Origin of the sequence: Natrononativus amylolyticus (assembly GCF_024362525.1) — an archaeon.
In the GTDB taxonomy this organism is placed as follows: domain Archaea; phylum Halobacteriota; class Halobacteria; order Halobacteriales; family Natrialbaceae; genus Natrononativus; species Natrononativus amylolyticus.
Genome location: NZ_CP101458.1, coordinates 1,189,993 through 1,207,113 on the forward strand (window position 1 = coordinate 1,189,993; position 17,121 = coordinate 1,207,113).

The following is a 17,121-nucleotide window of genomic DNA, read 5'->3' on the forward strand; positions in this document are numbered from 1 at the left end:
TGACACGCGATCGGATCGCCCGCCGCACGGGGGTCAGTCGTGCTCGGCCGACGGGGAGGCCTCGAGTCGCTCGCCGGCGCCGCCCCGACGCTCGAGGCGGCCGTCCGCCAGCGTGAACGTCCGGTCGAAGGCTGGCTCGAGCGCGGGGTCGTGGCTGATGGCGACGAGGGCGACGTTCGTCCGCTCCTGGACGTCGGCCAGCAGCGAGACCACCTGGTCCGTGGTGTCCGGATCGAGCTGTCCCGTCGGCTCGTCGGCGAGGATCACGCCGGGGCGGTTCGCGAGCGCCCGCGCGATGGCGACGCGCTGTTTCTCGCCGCCGCTGAGCGTCGCCGGGTAGCGGTCGGCGAGGCCGGCGATTCCGAGGGTGTCGAACAGCTCCTCGAGCCACCCCTCGTCGCCGCCGGCGGCGTGGGTCTGGGGGAGGCGGGCGTTCTCCCACGCCGAGAGGTCGGGGACGAGCTGGAAGTCCTGGAAGACGAAGCCGAGTTCGTCCCGGCGCAGCCGCGCGCGCTTTCGCTCCGACAGCGAGCCCGCGTCCGTGCCGTCGACGACGACGCGGCCCGAGTCGGGCTCCTCGAGCAGCCCCAGCACGGAGAACAGCGTCGACTTGCCGGCGCCGCTCGCACCCCGGATCAGCGTGCGCGAGCCGGCGGGGATCGACAGCGAGACGCCGTCGAGCACCCCCCGCTCGCCGCGGCTGACCGAGAGGTCGATCACCTCGAGTACCGGGGAGGTCACGTCCGGCCGTTGTTCCTCCCGGATGTTAAGTCTCGCTCTCCGACGGGCGCGCCGCCGTCGGCTCGCGGAGCGGGCTCCCGATTCGACGGCGCGTCGCCGCCGCGGGGCTCCGGCGGAGCGAACAGCGACGCGGGCGACGCCCGGACGAGCGAGCGCGTGGCGACGAGCGCGCTGAGCGCCGTCAGGAGGACCCCGACGACGACGATGCCGGCAGCCAGCGCCGGCGCCGGACGCGGATCGAGGGTGATCCCGAACACGGTGAGCCGCCCCGCGAGCGCGAGCGCCTCGAGCGTCGCCGTCGCGACGACGAGCGCGAGTAGCGAGGCGGCGACGCCGATCCGGACCGCGTCGGCGAGCACGAGCCCCAGAAGCCGGCGGGGGGACGCGCCGGTCGCCCGGTAGATCCCGAGCGAGCGCCGCCGGGCGCGAACCGCCCGCGTGAGGACGGCGCTGGTCGCCCCGACGACGGTCAGCGACGCGAGGCCGGCGAGCGCCCCGAGGAGGACGTGCAGGTTGCCGACCGCGTACTCGACGGCCGTGGCGATCCCGCCCCCGCCGTCGTAGTGGCCGCTCGCCGCCAGCGCACCGGTCAGCCGGTCGTCGCCGCCGACGCGGTACTCGTGGGTCGCGAGGGTGCTCCCGTCGGCGCGAACCGCCACGCCGTACTCGCCCGGCGGCCGCTGGGGGAACGTGGTCGTAACGGTCGTCGTCTCGCCGGCCTCGAGGGTAACGTCCTCGGACGCGCTCGTCCCGGGACCGTCGATCTCGACGGTCGTCTCGATCGGGCGCTGCCAGGGGTTCGAGAGGGAAACCTCGAGCGTCGGTCGGCTGTGGATGCCGGGCGTCGCCGGCTCGAGGCCCGTCTCGGCGAGCAGCGCCGTCTCGGCGTCCGCCGAGATCGTCACCGACTCGGTGACCGCGCGCTCGTCCGTCCGGGCGGTGACGTCGACGGTTCCGGACTCCTCGGGGAGCGAGAGCCAGGCGCTCCCCTCGGAGTCGGTCGTCACCGTCTCCTCACCGGCCTCGATCGTCGCGTTCGCGACCGGGTCGCCCGTCGCGTCGACCAGGGTCGCAAGCGTCGTCTCGCCCGGCGGCGCCGTCCCGGCGAGGGTGGCGAACTCGAGGGGGGGCTCCGTCGCGACCGTCGTCGTGCGCTCGAACGACCCGACTCGAACCTCGTACTCGCCGGCTTCGACCGCCGGAAGCTCGATCGTCTCCGTCGTTCGGGCGCCGGGATCGACGGTCACCGTCCGCTCGACGGTTTCGTCGCCGATCGACGCCTCCACCGTTCGTTCGGCCGGCTCGTCGGCCGGGTTCCAGAGCGTGACCGACGCCGGGATCGGCTCGCCGGGCTCGGCGTGGCCCGGTGCCTCCGCCTCGACGAGCACCGCGGACGTCGGGCCGACCGCGCCGTCCGGCGCCGTGGCGTTGGTTCGAACCAGGTTCACGTCCCCCGGATCGACCGTCGAGAGGTGGCGCGCCGTCGGCAGCGAGACGAGCAGCTGGTGGTCCTCGAGCGTTCCCGTCTCGTAGACGCCGGCGATCTCGACGGTCGCGAACGCCGCGTCGGTGCTCCCGCCGACGACGAGCTCGTCGCCCGGCTCGAAGTCGAGCGCGTCCGCGAGGGCCGTGCCGATCGCCGCCTCCGATCGGTTTTCGGGCGGCTGTCCGTCGACGACCGTCGCGTTCGTCACCGCCGCGAAGGCTTCGTAGTCGACGCCGCGAGCGAGATAGGGCTCGCCGTCGTGGCCGGTGAACAGCACGATCTCGGGGCTCGCCGCGGTGTCGTTGTCGACGGCGCCCGCGTAGCTCTCGGGAACCGAACTCTCGATCGGGTGGGGCGAGCCGGGCTCGGTGATCGTCGCCTCGTCGGTGGTCAGCGCGGCGCCGACGGCCGCGAGCGAGCCGATCAGCAACACGATCACCGCGAACACCGACAGCGTCGCCGCCGTCGGGACGACGGTTCGCGCCTCGAGCAGCGACGGTGCGAGAAGCGCCCTGACGCGACCGAGACGACCCGACCCGCCGCCGGTCGCCGACCGCGGTCTGCCGACCCGCGCCGGCGGCACCGTCGTCGCGCCTCGAGCCGCGAGGTAGCCGCCGACCGCGCCGACGAGGACGAGGCCGGCGAGCATCCCGGCGAGCAACGGCGCGACCTCGCGCGTCACCCGGATCGAGAGCGTCGTCGGCAGCCCCGCCACGATCGCGACGTTGACCGCGACGTTCGGGACGACGACGCCGAGCGCGTAGCCGAGTCCGACGCCGCCGCCCGCGAGCGCGCCCCCGCGGAGCGCGAACAGCAGCCGGATGCGACGCGGGGGCGCGCCCGTCGCCCTGATCACGCGGATCGTCCGCGCGCGCTCGCTGACCGTCGTCCGGACGACGCTCGAGATCGTGACCGCGACGACGACGCCGGCGACGGCGACGCCGACCCAGAGGAGTCCGATCACGCTCCGGGTGCCGCCCGCGAAGAAGGCGAGCGCGCCGACGAGCGGGCTCCCCGTCTCGCCGACTGCGCCGCCGTCGGCCGGCTCGAGGGCGAGCGCCCCCGTCGGTCCGACCGCCTCGACCGCCTCGGGGGTCGTCCGCACCCACGTGTCCGGAACGCTACCGCTCGAGACGCCGGGCGAGACCGTCTGCGTCGTCGATTCCGCCGTCCCCTCGAGGCGCCACTCCTCGTCGGCCGAGACGGGGCCGACCGCGCCGTCCGGCTGGGCGGGCAGGGCCGCGCCGGCGGCGTCGGCCGCCGGAATCCCGACGGCGGTGTGGGACGTCCCGTCCGGCGCCGTCGCCTCCGCCAGCGGAAGGACGGTGGCGTTCGGGCCGGTGTCGTCGTGTGCCGCCTCGAGGGAGTCGTACCCCGTGACCGTCGCGTTCGCCTCGAAGTCGGCCGCGAGCGTCTGGGTCTGCTCGCCCGCAGTGACCGCGAGGAGGGTCGCCCCGACCAGCAGGGCGACCGCCAGCGCGACGACGAGCACGGCCAGCCGGTCGCGTCGGGACCAGCGGGTGACGAGGAGGCTGCGGTAGGTCATGGGCGCCGGGCCGGCCGCCCCCGTCCGTCGGCCCGGGCTCTCGTCTCTGCCGCGCTCACGTTCACGTCAGCAATCAGGTGGACGGCCCATAGTCGTTGCGACGCGCCGGTGGTCGGCTTCGCACCCTTTTTCCACCTCGAGGGCCAACCGACGGGCATGAGCGACGTACTGGCGGAATTTCGCGCGGGGGAGCGACCCGACGACGTGGGGCTCTACCTGGCCGACTCGTTCGTCGAGGACGACCGCCTCGAGCGCTTCGGCGAGCCGGTCGACGGCGGCGTGCTGATCGTCGTCGACGGCGAGAGCGGGCGCAACGCCTTCGAGGCGGCGACGGGGACCGACGCGATGACCTTCGCCGGCTCGGCGATGCAACGCGAGGGGGAGATCGACGCGGACCTCACCGGCGGCGGCTGTCCGGACGCCGACGAGGAGGGCGACCACGCGGTGCAGTTCGTCTTCGCGTTCGCGGAGGAACGAAACGAGGAGGTCGGCGGCATCTACGAGGAGGGCGACGTGATCCACGCCTACGCCCGGTGTGCCTGCGGGACGGCGTACTCGGATCGGTGGGTCGCCGGCGAGCGGTAGGCGGGAGCACACGGGCGGAATGCTGATACTCGGTCGAACAGTTCTGTGTCGTAGAGATACTCTGTGACCGACAAGAATCGCGTCCGCCGGGCGTACGACGTGATCGCAGCGCAGTATGCCGACCACCGATCCCAGGGCGGGACGGAAGTGCTGGCGCAGTTCCTCGAGTCGCTCTCGGCGCCGGCGCACGTCCTCGATGCCGGCTGTGGACAGGGGACGCCCGTGCTCTCCCGACTGACCGAGTCGACGACGGCGACCGGCCTCGACTTCTCGCGCGAGCAGTTGCGGCTGGCGACGGACGGCGCACCCGACGCCGCGCTCGTCCAGGGCGACATGGCGACACTCCCGTTCAGGACCGGTACGTTCGACGCGGTCGTCGCCTACTGGTCGCTGATCCACGTTCCCCTCGAGGACCACCAGGGAGTCGTCGACGAGTTCGCCCGCGTGCTGCGTCCGGGGGGTCGCGTGCTGGTCTGTGAGGGGACGGACGAGTGGTGCGGAGAGAACCCAGACTGGCTCGACACCGGCGTCCGGATGGAGTGGAACGTCGCCGGTGCGGCGGCGACACTGGAGCAACTGCGGACCGCCGGCTTCGTCCTCGAGGACAGCTGGGGCGTCCCCGAAGTACTGTGCGAGGACGGCTCTGACGACGGGGACGACGACCAGCCCTGGACGTTTTTCGCCGCACGACTCGAGGCGTAACCGCGGACCCCACGGCACCGGGCTGACAGGCTTTTCTGTCTCTGCGGGGTAGTCACTCCAATGAGTTCCTTCGAGACGCCACACGAGACCGAGCGCGGGTTCGGCCTCTCGAGTCGCGAGGCGCGGGTGATCGGCGGGGCGAGCGCTCTGATGGCGATCAACGTCGCGCTGATGTACGTCTTCGTCGTCACGCCGCTGTCGGCGGTCAACAGCTACCTGTTCGCGGTGCCGATCGTCGGCGTCCTCGTCTACGGGGCGGCGATCATGGCCGGCGAGCTGATCGCCGAACGCGGCGTCGAGGGCGGCGATATGGGGATCGCCTTCGCCGGAATGGTCGTCCTCCAGCTCGCGTTCGGGGTCTTCGGCGCGGGCGTGCTCTCGTTCGCGCCGCGGGAGAGCCAGGTGTTCATCCTCGGCGTGACCGCGATCGTCGTCGCACTCATGACGGCGCTCATCTCGGGGTACGTCTACGCCCGCTCGATCACCTTCGAGCACTGGGGTCGGTTCGCGAACTACTCATTTATCGCCGGGATCGTCGCGATCGCCGTCGGAACGTTCGTCGCCCCCGTTCTGCTCGTCGGCTTCGTCCTCATCTTCCTCGGTTTCGTGCTCCGGCTGGGGTGGGAAATCTGGAAGGTCCGCGACCGCAGGAACGCCTCCGTCGCCCTCCAGACGATCGGCGTCTACATCGCCGTCGCCGGCGTGTTCGTTCACGTCCTCCAGCTCGTGATGCGGGCGCTGGCACGCCGGTAACCGAGTGCGCGCGCCGCGGTCTCGAATCCCCTCGTTGCTCGCCGAACGGTGTATAGTTTAAAAATGTGTATAAATCGCTAACTATTCTCCCGTCGGTAGTATCAGTATGTCCCCGCGTACACGGCAGTTTCTCCTGATTTTCGGAGTCGTTGCGCTCGTCGCGCTCGCGGGCTGTGGCGAGAGCCTCGAGGGGCCGGACAACGACATCGAAGGGGAGGGTGGCGATTTCGAAGAGACAGAGCAGGAAAACGAGACTGAGACGAACGAGTCGACCGACGACGGAGACGCGGATGACGCAGGCGATGCCGATGACGCAGTCGTCGAAATAGACGAAACCGACGATGCAGACGCTGACGACGCTGAGGACGGCTCGCCGGAAGCCGAGGAGGCCGACGACTCGAGCGACGACGCCGGTGGCGCGGCCGACGACGCAAGCGACGGCAGCGGCGCTGACGACGCGAGCGACGACGACGCCGACGACTCGAGCGACGGTGACCAGGACGACGCCGCCGACGACTCGAGCGATGGCGACCAGGACGACGCCGACGACGAGCCGCGAGCGCCCGATCAGTCGCTGCTGACGCTGACCGTCGTCGACGAGGACGGCGACCCGATCGAGGGCGTGAGCGTCCACGGTCAGGGCGAGCCACACGACGCCGACATCCCGCTCGAGTTCGGCGGCGAGACGAACGCCGACGGCCAGTACGTCGACGAGATCTACCAGAACAACTACACCATCGAACTCGAGCGCGAGGGGTACAACGCGACGACGCTCCAGCACGTCCACGACGGCGAGTACGAGGTGACGACGACCCTCGAGTGGGAGGCCGAGGAAACCGGCGAACTCGAGATCGAGGTGCTCGAAACCACGTGGGGCGGACCCGCCGAGGGCGTCGAAATCTACGGCGAGCGCGAGGAGCCCGGTCCGGACGGCGAGCCGGTGACGTTCACCGCCGAGACCGACGGCGACGGGATGGCCGCCGTCGACGTCCCGTACGGGGTCTACGACCTCGAGTTCGGCGGCGACGACTACGAGTCGCTCGAGGGGCAGGTCGACCACCGGGAGACCGACGAGCGAACGCCGCCGGCGCTGTTCGAGGTCAACCTCGTGCCGCCGGAGTACGAGCTGACGATCAACGTCGTCGACGAGGACGGCGAGCCGGTCGACGGCGTCGACATCGAGGGCGTCAGCGAGCCCTACTACGCCGACCAGACCGACAGTTTCGAGGTGCGCGGGGTCAACGGCTCGACGACGGTCACGACCCTGGGCGAGGGGCTGGTGACGGTCACCGCGACGCCGACCGAAACCGACCACGAGCCCGCGACGGCCCAGATCAGTCTCCGCCAGCACGACGAACTCACGATTCGCCTCGAGTCGACGGGTAACTAATACCGTCCGACAGGACTATTCGACGATCGGTCGCTCGAGTGCGGCCGTCTCCGGTTCGAGGTCGTGTGGGGGACGAACCGGGTCGCCCGTTTCCTGCCGGTGATCGCGATTACGAGCCGGCGGCGTCGTCCGCGGTCGGCGCCTCTCGCGCGACGACGGCCTCGAACGCCTCGAGGATCACCCGCTTGGTCACCGTGCCGCGGGAGGTCCAGTGGTAGGCGTAGTCGAGCATGTCGTCGTAGACGTCGGGTTTGCAGCCCGCGGCCTTGGGGTGGCCGCCGCCGTTGACCAGGTCGGCGACCTCGTGACACCGGTCGAAGGCGTCGGTTCCCCGGATGGAGGCGCTGCCGGCGGGTTTGACGATCACGGAGGCGTCGGCGCCCTGTTCGCGCATCGCCTCGGCGACCTCGTTCTGCGAGCAGCGGCCGTAGGTGATCCCGACGGTGTACTCGCCGACGTCACGAAACTCCGCCCGCGAGACCGCCCGCTCGATCAGCGCGTTCTTCTCGATCCGGCGCTCCTCGAGGAACGTCTCGACCCACGCGGGCAGGTCGGCGCCGTGTTCCCGGACGACCTCGACGTACTCGGCGGGATCGGTCCAGTAAGCGTAATCGGCGAGGTCGTCGCTGCGGGGGTCCTCGCGCAGCCAGAGGTCGTGGTCCCGGGTGACGGCGGCGAGTTCCTCATACATCGGCGCGAAGTCGTACTCGAGCGAGCGGTAGACGACGTCGGCGGTACACTCCTCCTCGCTGTCGCCGACGACGAGGTCGACCCCCGCCTCTCGGATCGCGCTCGCGACCTCGTCGTCCCACTGGTGGTGGTCGTACCACGACGCCGACCCGGCCACGGCGAGGGCGGCCTCGAGTTCCGCGGCGACGTACTCGAAGCGGTCGGGACAGAGGTCACAGACGTAGAGGTCGACTCCCTCTTCGGCGTAGTCGGCGACGTGCTGGAGGGAGTCCTCGAGGTCGTGCGGACTCGCCGGGAGCAGCGCGACCCGGTGGGGGGTCGGCTCGGGCTCCTCGAGCGACGGCTCCTCGTCGTCGGCTACGGGCTCCGCGGGCTCGTCGTCCGTGGGGTCCGGCACGTTCCTGACGTCGTCGTAGGCCTCCCGGAGCAGCGCCACGCAGGCCAGCCCGTCGGCGTCAGCGTCGGCGACGACGGCGGCGTCGGCGCCCGTGAGAGCGGCCTCCGCCTGCTGGTCCTCGAGGTCGTCCTCGAGGTCGTCGGGGAGGAAGAAGCCGGTGCCCGGCAGGAGCGACTTGCGGGCGATCGGGAGATCGCTGGTCGCGAGCAGATCGTCGGTCATACCACACTTCGGCGGGCCGGCGGGAAGAAACCGCCGGTCCAGTGCGCCTCTCGGGCGGCCGCTGGGCCGATTTCCCGGCGCAGCCGCGAGTCCGCCGGATGCGCCGGAACTGGCGGATTGAGGTCCGTATCAGGCCGTCGCGGCCGCCTCGTCGCCCTCGAGCTGTCGGACCGTCAGGACGGGGACCGGAGACGTGCGAACGACGCGCTCGGCGACGCTGCCGAGCAACAGTCGGTTCTCGCCGTGGCGACCGCGGGTGCCGGTGACGATCAGGTCGGCGTCGGTGTCGCGGGCGTACTCACAGATTTCCGGTGCGGGACGGCCCGTCCGGACGGCCGTCTCGATGCCGGGACCGGCCCGGTCCTCGACGTCGGCGAGGGCGGCGTCCGCGTGCGTCTCGAGGGCGACGCGCAGCTCCTCGCGGAGCTGTTCGGGCGAGGCGTCGACCTCGCCGGCGTCGACGACCGAGAGCGCGTGGACGTCGGCGCCGAACCGCGCGGCGAGGTCGAGTGCGACGTCGATGGCCCGCCTGACACTCCGGGAGCCGTCGGTCGCGACGACGATCGTATCGAACATGGAGAGAGGTTGCGCTCGGGACGGTATAAACTCCCACGGATCCGGCAGGTCGGGCGGCGGCGTGGGGAGGATTTTTCACGACCGCGCGCACACTCCGCGTATGGACGCCAGTGAGCCGTTCTCCGTCGACACCGTCCTCGCGCCGGTCGACGGAAGCGAAGAGTCCGCCGTCGCCGCCGAGTACGCCGTCGCCGTCGCCGACCGCTACGACGCCTCGGTACACGTCCTGTTCGTCCTCGGCCGCGGCGTCGTCGAGGGGATGAACGCCGGCACCGTCGACGAGGACGATGTCGCCGAGAACTCGCGGCGGTTTCTCGAGGACGCGACGGCGCTCGCGGAGGCCTACGACGTGCCCGTGTCGACGGCCGTCTCGCACGGGTTCTCGCCGCACCGCAAGACCCGCCACCCGGGGAGCGTCGTCCTCGACGCCGCCGACACCGCCGGCGCGGACTTCATCGTCATCCCCCGCGAGCCGATGACCGACCCGACCGCAGAAGTGCTCGAGAAGGCCGCCGAGTACGTCCTCTCCTACGCGAGCCAGCCGGTGCTCTCGGTATGAGGTCGCGAACCGAGCGGGCGAACCGATGACGGCCGACGACCCGGGCGAGTCCGACGACGAGGTGGCGCGAGCGCTACGGAGACAACTGCTCGATCTCCCCACGCTCCTGCGGTTCGGCGCGTTCGTGTTCGTGCTGGTCGGGTTTTTCGGTGCGCTCGAGACGGACGCCTCGCCCGTCGCCGCGGACTCGGCGTTCAGCCTGCTGTTCTACCTCGGGATCGCCTGTGCGGTCGCGTCGATCTACCTCGCGATGTACCGCCAGCGGCCGGGCGGGGAGTCGGACGACGGCTGAACGCCGGACTACTCGAGTCTGATCGACATCTCCTGTTCGAAACTCTCGGCGCCCGAGATCTCGAAGCCGACGCGCTCGTACAGCGCGATGGCGGGGCCGTTCCAGCGCTCGACGGTGAGCCAGACCCGCCCGATCCCCCGCTCGCTCGCGTGGCCGAGCAGCGTCTCGAGCAGCCGGGTGCCGATGCCGGCCTGCTGGTAGGCCTGGAGGACGAAGATCGCGAGCTCCCACTCGATCTCGCCGAGGTCCGCGACCGCGCCCGGATCGTCGGTGTCCGGCACCAGCGTGGCGTGGCCGATGACGGCCCCCAACTCGCCGTTTCGCGCGACCACGTTGACCCCGTTTTCGACGATCGGCTCGAGCCACTGGCGAATCCGGTCCTCGCCGGTCGGCGGGATCCCCTGGGCCCGGTCGGCGGGGTCGAACCGGACGTACATCTCGACGAGGTCGTCGACGTCCTCGGCCCCGAGCTCCTCGAGTGCGATCGAGCGACCGTCGGCGTCCTCAAAACCGGTCGGCGGTGTCGGAAACGGGCCCGAGCGCTCGTCGGGGTAGACGCGCGTTCCGGGCATGGTTATCGGATCAGTTTGACGGTCGTCGTCGCGTTCAACAGGACGAACTCGGTGATCCCGCCGAGGCGGATCTTCCCCATCGGGCTCTCCGTGCCGCCGCCGATCACCAGCTGGTCGAACTCGCCGTGCTCTGCGAGGTCGACGAGGGCGCTCCCCGGATCGCCCTCGAGGCGTTTCACGTCGGCGTCGACGCCGGCCTCCGACAGGAGCTTCTCGGCCTGGTGGGCCATCTCCTCGGGCGCGCGGTCCGCCTCCGGTTTCTCGATGACGGCGACGGTGAGGTCGTCGCCGGCCTCCCGCGTCCGGTCGATCGTCCGTCGAAGCGCCTTCATCGACTCGTCGCTTCCGCCGAGACCCAGCAACACGTGCATACCCACGTCTGGGACCTGCCGGAGGAAAATGGTTCCGCCGGCTCGAGGCGCCAGCCGACGCGCGGACGGCGTTCCGCGCGACGGGGTCACACGCCCAGGGCGGGACGACGGGGTTAAGGCCGAGCAGCGGATAGTTTCAGCGAATGAGTGATTCGGCGCTCGACGTCGTGGAGTTCCTGCTCACGACGAGCGTCTATTCGGACGACAGATCGCTAGACGAAAACGACCTGCCTCCGGCGATCCGTCGGGTCTTCTGGACCGGCGGCTCCGGCGAGGACGACGAGAGCGAGGAGACCGACGGCGACGGACCGCGGGGACGGCGGCGCCGCGGCGGGATCAGGCGGCCGCTGTCGGCGACCAACGCCACGGCCCGGGCGGCGACGGGCGTCGACCGGCCGTGGGACGCCGTCTCGGAGCTCATGTTCACCGACAGAGACGAGTTCTCGGGGACGATCACCCTCACCCAGCAGGACCTCGCCGAGCGGTGGTTCGTCGAGCGCGCCGACGACGAGCGACTGGCCGCGAATCCGACCCTCGCGAAGCACTTCGAAGACCACGAGAGCGTCGACATCAGCTACGAGGAGGCCAGGGAGCGAAACCGCCCGATCCAGGCCGATCGGGTCTGGATCGACGGTCTGCTCGAGGAGTACTTCAGCGACGAGGACGAACAGGAGATGCTGGACCTCGTCGACGTCCGCGCACCCGAGGAGGTCGACATCTCGCTCGACGACATCGTGCTCACGCCCGGCCAGGAGGCCGAAATCGAGAAGATCGCGAAGGCGATCGAACACCGCGACTACCTCGCACAGATCGGCCTGCGCGAGATCGGTAAACTGCTGTTCGTCGGCCCGCCGGGCACCGGGAAGACGTCGACGGCGCGGGCGCTGGCGAGGGACATGGACCTCCCGTTCGTCGAGGTCAAACTCTCGATGATCACGAGCCAGTACCTCGGGGAAACCGCGAAAAACGTCGACAAGACCTTCGAGGTCGCAAAGCGGCTCTCGCCGTGTATCCTCTTTATCGACGAGTTCGACTTCGTCGCCAAAACGCGCCGGAGCGACGAACACGCCGCGCTCAAACGGGCCGTCAACACGCTCCTCAAAGCCGTCGACGACATCTCGCTGATCCAGGACGACGTGCTCCTGATCGGCGCGACCAACCACCCCGATCAGCTCGATGCGGCCGCCTGGCGGCGCTTCGACGAGATCGTCAACTTCCCCAAACCCGACTCCGGAATGCGCGCGGACATCCTCGAGGTGATCACCCGCGCGATGGACATCGACGAATTCGACCCCTACGCCATCGCCGAGGCGACCGAGGGCCTTACGGGAAGCGACCTCCGGATGGTGCTCCGGGAGGCGGTCCTCGAGGCGCTCACCGAGAACCGGCGCGTGCTGACCCAGGAGGACTTACTCGAGGCCGTCGCGGGTTTCGAGGAGCGGGACAACCTGAAGAACATGGACATGATCGAGGGCGACCACGACGCGCTCGTCGCGGGTGGCGACCTCGGAAAGGCGAGCGACGGCGGTCACGACCACGACCACTCACACGACCACTGAGCCGGCTCGGTTCGAGAGCATGGGTCCGGTTGGGTGCCACGGCTCCAACGGTCGTCATTTTTCGATCGCTAGCGGGTTGCATACCGCGCGAGCGGTAGCCTCCGGCCGGTTTCGACGATTTCTTCGGTGGCGATAGAGTTATGTAACCGGTGTAACGTAGACTTTACGTAAAGCGTGCTTTACACCCGCGCGCTCGATCCACACTCATGACCGAACACACACGATCCACGGCGAACAGGCTCACGCAACGACGGCGGCACAAGGGACTGATGTACGGCTCGCTGGCAGTTGGAATCCTCGGGCTACTGGTCGGGGTCTTCCTCGAGCAGTTCGTCGCCGGCGTTCTCGTGTACTGGGCCGGCTTCTTCGGCATGATCGCGGTCTGGCTGTTCAGCCCGGTAACGCTGTACGACGAGCGCGATACGGCCATCGAGCGGAAGGCGAGCGACTACACGCTCGGCGTCTTCGCGTTCGTGCTCGTTCTGGGAGCCCCCGGTGGGCTGGTACTCGAGGACGGCGGCGTCCTCACGCTCCCCGATGCGTTCTACGGCGCGATGTGGACGCTCGTGGCCCTGTTCGCCGTCTTCGGCGTCATCTACACCGCCCTCCGCAACCGCTCGTGAGCAGGCCGAATCCATGAAAAACGTCCTCAAAGACCACCGTGAGCGCCACGGCGAGAGTCAGGCCGATCTGGCCGCCGCCGTCGACGTCACCCGCCAGAGCATCAACGCGATCGAACGCGAGCGCTACGACCCCTCCCTCGAGCTGGCGTTCAAGCTCGCGCGCCACTACGACTGTACAATCGAGGAACTGTTCGATCCGGACCCCGAGAACGATGCCGGCCCGTGATCCCCGCGAGCGCGACGACGAACCTGTGGACGAACCGCAGACCGGAGCGAGTCGACGCGGAGACGGTCGCGGCGCTCGAGGAAACCGAGGCGTTCGCCGTCGGCTGGGCCGTCGCGGCCGTCGTCGAAGACGACGGCGACCGGGTGCTGCAAAGAGTGCGCTCTCGAGGGGGAGCGTAATCCGGCGCCAACTCGAGCTACGGCTCGTACCGGGAGACGTCGTCGACGGGTGGCGCGCCGACCGCAACGACCGTCGTGCTCTCGTCGGCGTCGTCGGGAACGAACGCCCGGTGTGGGTTTCCGGGTTCGACCGCGAAGAACTGGCCCTCGTCGATGGCGAACGTTTCGCCCGGGGTTTCGACGCGGATCGTCCCGCTCGAGACGAAGAACACCTCCTCTTGATCCTCGTGTGCGTGGTACACGAGCGGAATCTGCGCTCCCGGTGTTGCGTCGAACACGTTCACGCCGACGTGTTCGAACGCCACGGCGTCGCTAATCGAGCGGCATTCGCGACCGTTGGCCGCCATCGGTTCGACGTCATCGGGATCGAGGACGTGGTATCCCATACTCGATGGGCGTGTCTTCCCGCTGCATAATCGTACTGGCCGCGAGATCGCAGCCGGGAGTCACTGGTAGAAGTAGCCCGCAGAGGAGATGACGTCGTTGCCGTCGTCGTCCTCGATCTTCTCCAAGGCGTTCTCGAAGTCCGTTTGCTGAACTGTCGTGCGGTCGTCGCGGATGGCGAACATGCCGGCTTCGGTGGTGACGCTCTCGATCTCGGCGCCGGAGTAGCCGTCGGTCTCGTCGGCCAGTTCGGCGAAGCTGACGCCGTCGTCGACGCTCATCCCGCGGGTGTGGATCTCGAAGATCTGCTCGCGGCCGTCGCGGTCGGGTTCGGGCACCTCGATGAGGCGGTCGAAGCGACCGGGCCGGAGGATCGCGCGGTCGAGCATGTCGAAGCGGTTCGTGGCGGCGATGATCCGGATCTCGCCTCGAGCCTCGAAGCCGTCCATCTCGGCGAGCAGCTGCATCATCGTCCGCTGGACCTCGGCGTCGCCGCTGGTTTTCGATTCGGTGCGCGTGGCGGCGATGGCGTCGATCTCGTCGATGAAGATGATGGCGGGTTCGCGCTCGCGGGCCATCTCGAAGAGGTCCCGAACCAGCCGCGATCCCTCGCCGATGAACTTGCGGACGAGTTCCGAGCCGGCCATCTTGATGAAGGTGGCGTCGGTCTGGTTGGCGACGGCTTTGGCGAGCATCGTCTTCCCGGTGCCCGGTGGGCCGTAGAGGAGGACGCCGCTCGGCGGCTCGATGCCGACGTCCTCGAACAGTTCGGGCTGGGCGAGGGGCTGTTCGACAGCCTCGCGGACCTCCCGAACCTGCTCGTCGATGCCGCCGATGTCGGTGTAGTCGACCTCGGGGCGCTCGGTGATCTCCATCGTCTGAGCGCGGGCGTCCGTTTCGGCATTGAGCAGCTTCTGAATGCCGAAGGAGTCGTTGACGGCGACGCGGTCGCCCGCGTCGAGGCGGTCGGCCATCCGCGGGGAGACCTCCGTCAGCACCTCCTGGTTGTTGCCGTGCTGTTTGACGATGACCTCGCCGTCGACCATGTCCTCGACGGTCGCGATGTACAGCGAGGAGCTCTTGAGACACTCGTTCTCTCGTTCGATGCGGTCGACTTTCTCCTGGAGGCGAGAGCGACGCTCCCGTGCGGACTCGAGTTGCTGTGAGAGCTGCGTGTGAACGTCAGTAATGTCCGAAAAGTGCTCACGCAACGCCTCGAGCCGCTGTTCGTCCGAGAGATCCGGATCGATCTCGCGGCGGGGTCGGTCGGGAAGAGACGGACTTCGAGACATCTGCTGTACGCCGATTAGTTTTCCACGATAAATGTGCCTTTGGGTTGCGGTCGTCTCTATCATCGTCGCCGAGACGGGCGTTTACCCGTATTTCGGGGCGGCTGCCGCCCGACTGCGAGTCATGTCAGCAGCGAGTCGAGCTCCTCGAGTCGCTCGCCGTAGGTCGCGAGCGCGCGGTCGATCGGCTCCGAGGTACTCATGTCGATGCCGGCGATCCGGAGCAACTCGAGGGGGTACTCCCGCGAGCCCCGGCGCAGGAACTCGAGGTAGTTCTCGGCGGCGTCGGCGCCGTTTGCGAGGACGTCCTCGGAGATGGCGAGCGCCGCGGAGATGCCGGTCGCGTACTGGTAGACGTAAAAGGCCCGGTAGAAGTGCGGGATGCGCATCCACTCGCGGGCGATGCGGTCGTCCGCGTTCGCCGGCTCGTAGTAGGTCGACTTCAGGCCGTGGTAGAGCTCGTCGAGGCGGTCGGCGGTCAGCGGCTCGCCGCTCTCCTCGAGTTCGTGGGCGCGGTGTTCGAACTCCGCGAACAGCGTCTGGCGGTAGAGCGTCGAGCGCACCCGTTCTGCGAACTCGTTGAGCACCGCCCTCCGGAGGGCGGGCTCTTCGACGGTCTCGAGCAGGTGGTTCGTCAGCAGCGCCTCGTTGACCGTGCTCGCGACCTCGGCGACGAAGATTTCGTATCCGGAGTAGACGTACGGCTGCGCCTCCTTCGTGAGCTCGGAGTGCATCGAGTGGCCGAGTTCGTGGGCCAGCGTGTACATCGAGGTGACGTCGTCCTGGTAGTTCATCAGGATGAACGGCTGGGTGTCGTAGGTTCCCCCGGAGTAGGCGCCCGCGCGCTTCCCCTCGTTCTCGTAGACGTCGACCCAGCGGGAGTCGAGGCCCTCCGCGACGCGGGACTGGTAGTCCTCGCCGAGCGGGGCGACCGCGTCGACGACGTACTGTGCGGCGTCGTCGTACTCGATATCGGGACCCTCGTCGCCGGTCAGCGGCATGTAGAGGTCCCACATCTCGAGTTCGTCGACGCCGAGGGCCTCGCGCTTGAGTTCGGCGTGCGTGTGCAGATGCTCGAGGTTGTCGTTGACGCTCTCGACGAGGGTGTCGTAGACAGAAACCGGCACGTTCGGGCCGTCGAGGGCGGCCTCGCGGGCGGTGTCGTAGTTGCGGGCCTGGGCCAGCTTCACGTCGGCTTTGACGCTGTTCTTGTACGTCGAGGCGACCGTGTTGCGCATCGACTCCCACTCGTCGAAGTACGCCTCGTGAACCTGCCGGCGGAACTCGCGGTCGGTGCGCTTGAGCAGGTTCGTGAAGTTGCTCTGGGTGATCTCGACGGGCTCCCCGTCCGGGTCCTCCACCGTCGGAAACGTCATGTCCGCGTTCGAGAGCATGTTGTAGACGTCGCCGGTCGCCCCCGTCACCTCGCTCAGGTCGGCGAGCAGCGCCTCGACCTCCGCCGAGCGGGTGTGCGGCTTCATCCGCAGGACGTCGTCGACGTAGTGGTCGTACAGCTCGAGTTCCGGCGCTTCCTCGACCATCTCGTCGAACTCCTCGCGGGTCAGCGCCTGGATCTCGGGGTCGATGAAGGAGGCGGCCGACTGGGCGTCCGCCGCCAGCGACTGGGCGCGGGCGCTCATCGCCTGGTACTCCTGGTTCGCCGTGTCCTCGTCGCTTCGCATTCGGGCGTAAGAGAACACCGTCGACACCTCGCGCATGAGCCGATCGCGCAGCTCCAGCACCGCCAGGAGGGTCTCGCCGTCGTCGGTCGCCTGCCCCTCGTAGGCCGCGAGTTCCTCGATCGTCTCGGCGGTCTCCTCGTAGGCGGACTCCCAGTCCTCGTCGGTCGCGTAGATGCTCTCGAGATCCCACGTGTACTGCTCGTCGATCTCGGAGCGGTCGGGTACCGAACTCATGAACGCCGTTTCGGAACGGAGGTGGTAAAGGTTGCCGAACCGGCGCGGCGGGCGCCGACCTGA

General features: G+C 69.2%; 19 protein-coding genes. 10 read left to right on the forward strand and 9 right to left on the reverse strand.

Features of this window, described 5'->3' with window-relative positions; all coding sequences use genetic code 11:
- Positions 1 to 33 precede the first annotated feature (33 nt).
- The gene (locus NMQ11_RS06165; protein WP_255170534.1) at positions 34 to 741 is read right to left on the reverse strand and encodes an ABC transporter ATP-binding protein; all 708 of its coding nucleotides are present in this window, start codon (positions 739 to 741) and stop codon (positions 34 to 36) included.
- Positions 738 to 3,773: an FtsX-like permease family protein gene (locus tag NMQ11_RS06170; protein WP_255170535.1), complete on the reverse strand. Its 3,036-nt coding sequence runs from the start codon at positions 3,771 to 3,773 to the stop codon at positions 738 to 740. The genes NMQ11_RS06165 and NMQ11_RS06170 overlap by 4 nt, the downstream gene beginning before the upstream one ends.
- 156 nt (positions 3,774 to 3,929) lie before the next feature.
- Here NMQ11_RS06170 and NMQ11_RS06175 point away from each other — a divergent pair, with 156 nt between their 5' ends.
- The 4 genes from NMQ11_RS06175 (at position 3,930) to NMQ11_RS06190 (ending at position 7,203) form a co-directional block, all read left to right on the forward strand.
- Entirely contained in the window at positions 3,930 to 4,358 is a 429-nt protein-coding gene (locus NMQ11_RS06175) for a DUF5807 family protein (RefSeq protein WP_255170536.1), read from the forward strand.
- 63 nt (positions 4,359 to 4,421) lie between these two features.
- Positions 4,422 to 5,060, forward strand: a complete 639-nt coding sequence (locus NMQ11_RS06180; protein ID WP_255170537.1) for a class I SAM-dependent methyltransferase — start codon at positions 4,422 to 4,424, stop codon at positions 5,058 to 5,060.
- A gap of 60 nt (positions 5,061 to 5,120) precedes the next feature.
- Positions 5,121 to 5,813 carry a hypothetical protein gene (locus tag NMQ11_RS06185; RefSeq protein WP_255170538.1) on the forward strand — a complete coding sequence of 231 codons (693 nt, stop codon included), beginning with the start codon at positions 5,121 to 5,123 and terminating at the stop codon, positions 5,811 to 5,813.
- A 106-nt stretch (positions 5,814 to 5,919) separates the two neighbouring features.
- Positions 5,920 to 7,203, forward strand: a complete 1,284-nt coding sequence (locus NMQ11_RS06190; RefSeq protein WP_255170539.1) for a carboxypeptidase-like regulatory domain-containing protein — start codon at positions 5,920 to 5,922, stop codon at positions 7,201 to 7,203.
- A gap of 109 nt (positions 7,204 to 7,312) precedes the next feature.
- Here the strand turns inward: NMQ11_RS06190 and NMQ11_RS06195 are convergent, their stop codons facing one another.
- A complete protein-coding gene (locus NMQ11_RS06195; protein WP_255170540.1) occupies positions 7,313 to 8,512 on the reverse strand; it encodes a DHH family phosphoesterase in 1,200 nt (399 codons plus the stop codon).
- Between the two features lie 129 nt (positions 8,513 to 8,641).
- A complete protein-coding gene (locus tag NMQ11_RS06200; RefSeq protein ID WP_255170541.1) occupies positions 8,642 to 9,088 on the reverse strand; it encodes a universal stress protein in 447 nt (148 codons plus the stop codon).
- A 100-nt stretch (positions 9,089 to 9,188) separates the two neighbouring features.
- Between NMQ11_RS06200 and NMQ11_RS06205 the strand changes: the two genes are divergently transcribed.
- Together NMQ11_RS06205 and NMQ11_RS06210 are read left to right on the forward strand one after the other, a co-directional pair.
- On the forward strand, positions 9,189 to 9,647 hold the full coding sequence (locus tag NMQ11_RS06205; RefSeq protein ID WP_255170542.1) for a universal stress protein: 459 nt from the start codon (positions 9,189 to 9,191) through the stop codon (positions 9,645 to 9,647).
- A gap of 25 nt (positions 9,648 to 9,672) precedes the next feature.
- Positions 9,673 to 9,939 carry a hypothetical protein gene (locus NMQ11_RS06210; protein WP_255170543.1) on the forward strand — a complete coding sequence of 89 codons (267 nt, stop codon included), beginning with the start codon at positions 9,673 to 9,675 and terminating at the stop codon, positions 9,937 to 9,939.
- Between the two features lie 8 nt (positions 9,940 to 9,947).
- Here the strand turns inward: NMQ11_RS06210 and NMQ11_RS06215 are convergent, their stop codons facing one another.
- Positions 9,948 to 10,511, reverse strand: coding sequence for a GNAT family N-acetyltransferase (locus NMQ11_RS06215; protein ID WP_255170544.1), 564 nt, complete (start codon positions 10,509 to 10,511; stop codon positions 9,948 to 9,950).
- Positions 10,512 to 10,513: 2 nt separating this feature from the next.
- The gene (locus NMQ11_RS06220) at positions 10,514 to 10,882 is read right to left on the reverse strand and encodes a universal stress protein (RefSeq protein WP_255170545.1); all 369 of its coding nucleotides are present in this window, start codon (positions 10,880 to 10,882) and stop codon (positions 10,514 to 10,516) included.
- Between the two features lie 143 nt (positions 10,883 to 11,025).
- Here NMQ11_RS06220 and NMQ11_RS06225 point away from each other — a divergent pair, with 143 nt between their 5' ends.
- From NMQ11_RS06225 to NMQ11_RS06240, 4 genes are all read left to right on the forward strand, one after another.
- On the forward strand, positions 11,026 to 12,441 hold the full coding sequence (locus tag NMQ11_RS06225) for an ATP-binding protein (protein ID WP_255170546.1): 1,416 nt from the start codon (positions 11,026 to 11,028) through the stop codon (positions 12,439 to 12,441).
- A 206-nt stretch (positions 12,442 to 12,647) separates the two neighbouring features.
- Positions 12,648 to 13,064 (forward strand): DUF2178 domain-containing protein, encoded by a 417-nt coding sequence (locus NMQ11_RS06230; protein ID WP_255170547.1) that lies wholly within the window; start codon positions 12,648 to 12,650, stop codon positions 13,062 to 13,064.
- Positions 13,065 to 13,077: 13 nt separating this feature from the next.
- Positions 13,078 to 13,290, forward strand: a complete 213-nt coding sequence (locus NMQ11_RS06235; RefSeq protein ID WP_255170548.1) for a helix-turn-helix transcriptional regulator — start codon at positions 13,078 to 13,080, stop codon at positions 13,288 to 13,290.
- Positions 13,287 to 13,469, forward strand: coding sequence for a hypothetical protein (locus tag NMQ11_RS06240; protein WP_255170549.1), 183 nt, complete (start codon positions 13,287 to 13,289; stop codon positions 13,467 to 13,469). Before NMQ11_RS06235 ends, NMQ11_RS06240 begins: the two co-directional genes overlap by 4 nt.
- A 17-nt stretch (positions 13,470 to 13,486) precedes the next feature.
- On the opposite strand, the gene NMQ11_RS06245 is transcribed toward NMQ11_RS06240, so the two are convergent.
- The 3 genes from NMQ11_RS06245 to pepF form a co-directional block, all read right to left on the reverse strand.
- Positions 13,487 to 13,855 carry a cupin domain-containing protein gene (locus tag NMQ11_RS06245; protein ID WP_255170550.1) on the reverse strand — a complete coding sequence of 123 codons (369 nt, stop codon included), beginning with the start codon at positions 13,853 to 13,855 and terminating at the stop codon, positions 13,487 to 13,489.
- Between the two features lie 60 nt (positions 13,856 to 13,915).
- Positions 13,916 to 15,145, reverse strand: a complete 1,230-nt coding sequence (pan2, locus tag NMQ11_RS06250) for a proteasome-activating nucleotidase Pan2 (RefSeq protein WP_255170551.1) — start codon at positions 15,143 to 15,145, stop codon at positions 13,916 to 13,918.
- A gap of 119 nt (positions 15,146 to 15,264) precedes the next feature.
- Positions 15,265 to 17,058 carry an oligoendopeptidase F gene (gene pepF, locus NMQ11_RS06255; RefSeq protein ID WP_255170552.1) on the reverse strand — a complete coding sequence of 598 codons (1,794 nt, stop codon included), beginning with the start codon at positions 17,056 to 17,058 and terminating at the stop codon, positions 15,265 to 15,267.
- Positions 17,059 to 17,121: the final 63 nt, after the last annotated feature.

What these genes read in the sequence shown, in the direction of transcription:
- NMQ11_RS06170 (WP_255170535.1), bottom strand. Translation starts at nt 3,773, where the DNA reads ATGACCTACCGCAGCCTCCTCGTCACCCGCTGGTCCCGACGCGACCGG.
- NMQ11_RS06185 (WP_255170538.1), top strand. Translation starts at nt 5,121, where the DNA reads ATGAGTTCCTTCGAGACGCCACACGAGACCGAGCGCGGGTTCGGCCTC.
- pan2 (WP_255170551.1), bottom strand. Translation starts at nt 15,145, where the DNA reads ATGTCTCGAAGTCCGTCTCTTCCCGACCGACCCCGCCGCGAGATCGAT.
- NMQ11_RS06190 (WP_255170539.1), top strand. Translation starts at nt 5,920, where the DNA reads ATGTCCCCGCGTACACGGCAGTTTCTCCTGATTTTCGGAGTCGTTGCG.
- NMQ11_RS06205 (WP_255170542.1), top strand. Translation starts at nt 9,189, where the DNA reads ATGGACGCCAGTGAGCCGTTCTCCGTCGACACCGTCCTCGCGCCGGTC.
- NMQ11_RS06215 (WP_255170544.1), bottom strand. Translation starts at nt 10,511, where the DNA reads ATGCCCGGAACGCGCGTCTACCCCGACGAGCGCTCGGGCCCGTTTCCG.
- NMQ11_RS06230 (WP_255170547.1), top strand. Translation starts at nt 12,648, where the DNA reads ATGACCGAACACACACGATCCACGGCGAACAGGCTCACGCAACGACGG.
- NMQ11_RS06210 (WP_255170543.1), top strand. Translation starts at nt 9,673, where the DNA reads ATGACGGCCGACGACCCGGGCGAGTCCGACGACGAGGTGGCGCGAGCG.
- NMQ11_RS06220 (WP_255170545.1), bottom strand. Translation starts at nt 10,882, where the DNA reads ATGCACGTGTTGCTGGGTCTCGGCGGAAGCGACGAGTCGATGAAGGCG.
- NMQ11_RS06195 (WP_255170540.1), bottom strand. Translation starts at nt 8,512, where the DNA reads ATGACCGACGATCTGCTCGCGACCAGCGATCTCCCGATCGCCCGCAAG.
- NMQ11_RS06225 (WP_255170546.1), top strand. Translation starts at nt 11,026, where the DNA reads ATGAGTGATTCGGCGCTCGACGTCGTGGAGTTCCTGCTCACGACGAGC.
- NMQ11_RS06245 (WP_255170550.1), bottom strand. Translation starts at nt 13,855, where the DNA reads ATGGGATACCACGTCCTCGATCCCGATGACGTCGAACCGATGGCGGCC.
- NMQ11_RS06200 (WP_255170541.1), bottom strand. Translation starts at nt 9,088, where the DNA reads ATGTTCGATACGATCGTCGTCGCGACCGACGGCTCCCGGAGTGTCAGG.
- NMQ11_RS06175 (WP_255170536.1), top strand. Translation starts at nt 3,930, where the DNA reads ATGAGCGACGTACTGGCGGAATTTCGCGCGGGGGAGCGACCCGACGAC.
- pepF (WP_255170552.1), bottom strand. Translation starts at nt 17,058, where the DNA reads ATGAGTTCGGTACCCGACCGCTCCGAGATCGACGAGCAGTACACGTGG.
- NMQ11_RS06235 (WP_255170548.1), top strand. Translation starts at nt 13,078, where the DNA reads ATGAAAAACGTCCTCAAAGACCACCGTGAGCGCCACGGCGAGAGTCAG.